We start from the raw sequence: 2,141 nt of genomic DNA on the forward strand, positions 1-2,141 counted from the left end.
GACCTCCTTGGCGAAGTCCTCGTTCTGCCACTCCCGGCGGGCGAAGCCGACGAGCGAGAAGCCCGGCGGCAGCAGGCCGCGGTTCGCCAGGTCGTAGACGGCAGGCATCAGCTTCTTGCGGGACAAATCGCCCGTGACGCCGAAGATGACCAGGCCCGACGGCCCCGCGATACGCGGGAGCCGTCGGTCCGCGGCGTCACGAAGCGGATTCGCTCCGTGTACGGATGTCAAAATGTCACCCCTTCGAGGGGGCGAGGCGCTGGAGTTCCGCCTCGGTCGACTTGAGCAGGTCGTTCCAGGAGGCCTCGAACTTGTCGACGCCCTCGTCCTCCAGGAGCCGGACCACGTCGTCGTACGAGATTCCGAGCCGCTCGACCGCGTCGAGATCGGCGCGCGCCTGCGCATAGGTTCCGGCGACGGCGTTGCCGCGGATCTCGCCGTGGTCCTCGGTGGCCACCAGGGTGGCCTCGGGCATGGTGTTCACCGTGTTGGGCGCCACCAGGTCCACCACGTACATGGTGTCCTTGTAGGCCGGGTCCTTGACGCCGGTCGAGGCCCACAGCGGGCGCTGCCTGTTGGCCCCCGCCTTGTCCAGGGCGAGCCAGCGGTCGCTGCCGAAGACCTCCTCGTACGCCTGGTAGGCGAGGCGTGCGTTGGCGATCGCCGCCTTGCCGCGCAGCGCCTTGGCCTCGGACGTGCCGAGGGCGTCGATCCGCTTGTCGATCTCGGTGTCCACGCGGGACACGAAGAAGGACGCCACCGAGTGGATCCTGGACAGGTCCAGGCCGCGCTCCTTGGCCTTCTCCAGGCCGGTCATGTAGGCGTCCATGACCTCGCGGTAGCGCTCCAGCGAGAAGATCAGCGTGACGTTGACGCTGATGCCGTGGCCGATGGTCTCGGCGATCGCCGGGAGACCCGCCTCGGTGGCCGGGATCTTGATGAGGGTGTTCGGGCGGTCGACCAGCCAGGCGAGCTGCTTGGCCTCGGCGACGGTGGCCCGGGTGTTGTGCGCGAGACGAGGGTCGACCTCGATCGACACCCGGCCGTCCTGGCCCTGCGTGGCGTCGAACACCGGACGCAGGATGTCGGCGGCGTCCCGGACGTCCGCCGTGGTGATCATGCGGACCGCCTCTTCGACGGTGACCTTGCGGGCGGCGAGGTCGGCGAGCTGCTGCTCGTAGCCGTCGCCCGACGAGATGGCCTTCTGGAAGATCGTCGGGTTGGTGGTGACGCCCACGACGTGCTGCTGGTCGATCAGTTCGGCGAGATTGCCGGACGTGATCCGCTTGCGCGACAGGTCGTCCAGCCAGATCGCGACGCCTTCTTCGGAGAGGCGCTTCAGTGCGTCTGTCATGGAAAATGCATCTCCTACGTATCGTATATCAGCGTCAGCGCTGGGCTGCGGCGATCGATTCCCGGGCGGCGGATGCGACGTTCTCGGCAGTGAAGCCGAACTCGCGGAAAAGGACCTTGCCGTCGGCCGAAGCACCGAAGTGCTCCAGGGAAACGATGCGGCCCGCGTCCCCGACGAACCGGTGCCAGGTGAGGCCGATCCCGGCCTCGACCGAGACCCGCGCCCTGACCGACGGCGGCAGGACGCTGTCCCGGTACCCCTGGTCCTGCTCCTCGAACCACTCCACACACGGCATCGACACCACTCGCGTCGGGACGCCCTCGGCCTGGAGCCGCTCGCGGGCCTCGACGGCGATGTGCACCTCGGAGCCGGTCGCGATCAGGATCACCTGCGGCTCGCCACCATCGGCCTCGAACATCACATAACCACCGCGGACCGTGTCCTCGTTGGGCTCATAGGTCGGCACACCCTGGCGGGTCAGTGCGAGCCCGTGCGGGGCACCCTTGCCGAACTCCTTGGTCCAGCGCTTGAGGATCTCGCGCCAGGCGATGGCGGTCTCGTTCGCGTCGGCCGGGCGGACCACGTGCAGCCCCGGGATGGCACGCAACGAGGCCAAATGCTCGACCGGCTGGTGGGTGGGCCCGTCCTCGCCCAGACCGACGGAGTCATGGGTCCACACATAGGTGACCGGCAGGTGCATCAGCGCCGACAGACGCACCGCGTTGCGCATGTAGTCGGAGAACACCAGGAAGGTGCCGCCATAGACGCGGGTGTTGCCGTGCAGCGT

At 68.2% G+C, this 2,141-nt stretch carries 2 protein-coding genes and 1 pseudogene; all 3 read right to left on the reverse strand.

Translation table 11 applies throughout. The features are described 5' to 3' along the window. A pseudogene (locus VXC91_RS44835) lies at positions 1-231 on the reverse strand (glucose-6-phosphate dehydrogenase); the annotation flags it as partial. 4 nt (positions 232-235) lie between these two features. Then, the gene (gene tal / locus VXC91_RS44840) at positions 236-1,354 is read right to left on the reverse strand and encodes a transaldolase (RefSeq protein ID WP_329513087.1); all 1,119 of its coding nucleotides are present in this window, start codon (positions 1,352-1,354) and stop codon (positions 236-238) included. A 34-nt stretch (positions 1,355-1,388) separates the two neighbouring features. Next, a partial coding sequence (locus tag VXC91_RS44845; protein ID WP_329513088.1) for a transketolase-like TK C-terminal-containing protein occupies positions 1,389-2,141 on the reverse strand: 753 nt, incomplete at its 5' end.

The sequence above is a fragment of the Streptomyces chiangmaiensis genome (assembly GCF_036281785.1).
GTDB lineage: Bacteria > Actinomycetota > Actinomycetes > Streptomycetales > Streptomycetaceae > Streptomyces > Streptomyces chiangmaiensis.

Bases quoted from the DNA above. Each gene is read 5' to 3' on its own strand.
- tal (WP_329513087.1), bottom strand. From the start codon at position 1,354: ATGACAGACGCACTGAAGCGCCTCTCCGAAGAAGGCGTCGCGATCTGG.